Here is a 2035-nt window from a genome sequence, read left to right on the forward strand (position 1 = left end):
TTAACAAAAAAAGCACTTAGACTTTTTACAGATAGATCTAATCTAAAGGTGGGTCACTTTGGCCCGGCGGGGGTGGGTCACTTTCGTCCGGCCAGCTATGGTCACTTTAACCCGGCGAGGGTGGTATACTATGTCCGGCGTTTCCACTATTTAGGTAGTTGTACAAGAATACTTGGATATTTCAATGAAGAAATGCCAGAATATTCTTTTCTCTTAAATAAGTATCGTCCTGAACGAGATGACATCTTGCTCAAACACCATCTATCACACACGGCTGAAAATATTCCTGGAACAGCTTATAAGTACAATGGATTTCTTTATGGAATGCTCTCTGATGTTGTAGGGACGGCTACAAATCAAAAATTTGATAAGTGGGTTGACAGTTTAGTCATTAAAAAACTGAACTTACAAAATTCAGCTTCCTCACAATTAGATAAATCAAAAAAAATGGTGTTGGATAAAATTGCTTTACCATATAAAATTGATGAAAACGGAAATTTTGAAAGGGTTGACTTTCCTGACCCTGATTTAAACGCAGGAGCTGGGATTGTTTTTTCGGCCTATGATTTATTGCTGTTTGACAATGCTTTTGATAATAACGAGATTATCTCAAAGGAAAGTAGAGAGAAAGTACTAAAGCCATTTGAATTGGCAGACAAGAGTCTTTCGCCTTACGGTTATGGTTGGTTTACACAGAAATATAAAGGATACACTTTGGTTTGGCATTATGGGTTACAACCAAACGCTTATTCGGGACTATACCTAAAAGTTCTTGAAAAAGATTTGACTTTAGTGATTTTAGCAAACAGCCAAAATTTAAGCGAACCATTTGATTTAGGAAAAGGAAATGTATTGAATTCAAAATTTGCAATGGCATTTTTAAACGAATTCTTGAATGATAAAAAATAAAATACTGCAGGTAACAACGTATATAAAAAATAGCGGTTTAAGTGCTTAAATTAAAGTGTTTTCCATAAATTTATCGTCAGTACCAAAACGAAAAGTTCGTATGTAAAATCCGCTACTTTTCATATACCTTCTCGTTGTGGTTAATGTAAAAAAACCGAGAAACTAAATGAATAAAACAATATTTGAGATTACTAAAATGGACTGTCCTTCAGAGGAAAATCTAATCCGAATGAAATTGGACGGAATTTCAAGTATTGCGAATTTGGACTTTGACATTCCGAACCGAAAACTGACCGTTTTTCATAGCGGAGAAACTGACCAAATTGAAAAGTCAGTTATCGAACTGAATTTAGGCGGAAAGAAAATCTCGACTGAACAAACTGACCAAACGGAATTTAATGAAAATGAAAACCAAAAAAAACTACTCTGGTCTGTACTTGCCATAAATTTTGCGTTTTTCATAATTGAAATGACAACAGGAATAATCTCAAAATCAATGGGATTGGTTGCCGACAGTTTAGATATGCTTGCGGACAGTTTCGTTTACGGAATTAGCTTGTTTGCGGTTGGCGGAACAGTAATAAAGAAAAAACGGATTGCCAAACTTGCTGGATATTTTCAAATAACACTTGCAATTATTGGATTTGTAGAAGTTTTAAGGAGATTTTTCGGAGACGAGAAATTACCTAACTTTTCGACAATGATTATAGTTTCAATTTTCGCACTTATTGCAAACGGAATTTGTCTTTACATTTTACAAAAATCAAAAAGTAAAGAAGAGGCACATATGAAAGCAAGTATGATTTTCACATCAAACGATGTGATTATAAATTTAGGAGTAATAACAGCTGGACTTTTGGTAAACTGGTTGAGTTCAAGCAAACCTGATTTGATTATCGGAACAATAGTTTTTGTTTTGGTAATTCAAGGAGCTTTTAGAATTTTAAAATTGAGTAAATAAATAAAAAAAACACTAACCACAACAAAGAACTGAGTTAAAAAACAAGTCTTTTTAAGCCAATCTCGATATATAATTCTCATCGTAAGGTATTCCGGATTTTGCAATGGCAAATGCCTGTTTCAAAAGCTTGTTCGATACCGCTATCAATGCTAGTTTCTTGCTTTT

Annotated in this window: 2 protein-coding genes and 1 pseudogene; 2 read left to right on the forward strand and 1 reads right to left on the reverse strand. The window is 34.1% G+C overall.

Going from position 1 to position 2035, the window contains the following annotated elements; genetic code table 11:
• Both GO009_RS17240 and GO009_RS17245 read left to right on the forward strand, forming a co-directional pair.
• On the forward strand, positions 1-909 hold a 909-nt coding region (locus tag GO009_RS17240; RefSeq protein ID WP_163627951.1), incomplete at its 5' end, for a serine hydrolase.
• Between the two features lie 166 nt (positions 910-1075).
• Complete coding sequence (locus GO009_RS17245) at positions 1076-1870, forward strand: cation transporter (protein WP_027885844.1); 795 nt, start codon at positions 1076-1078, stop codon at positions 1868-1870.
• 51 nt (positions 1871-1921) lie between these two features.
• Here the strand turns inward: GO009_RS17245 and GO009_RS17250 are convergent.
• Positions 1922-2035 (reverse strand): annotated as a pseudogene (locus tag GO009_RS17250) (IS110 family transposase); the annotation flags it as partial.

It is taken from the genome of Allomuricauda sp. TY007, from assembly GCF_010468565.1.
In the GTDB taxonomy this organism is placed as follows: Bacteria; Bacteroidota; Bacteroidia; order Flavobacteriales; family Flavobacteriaceae; genus Flagellimonas.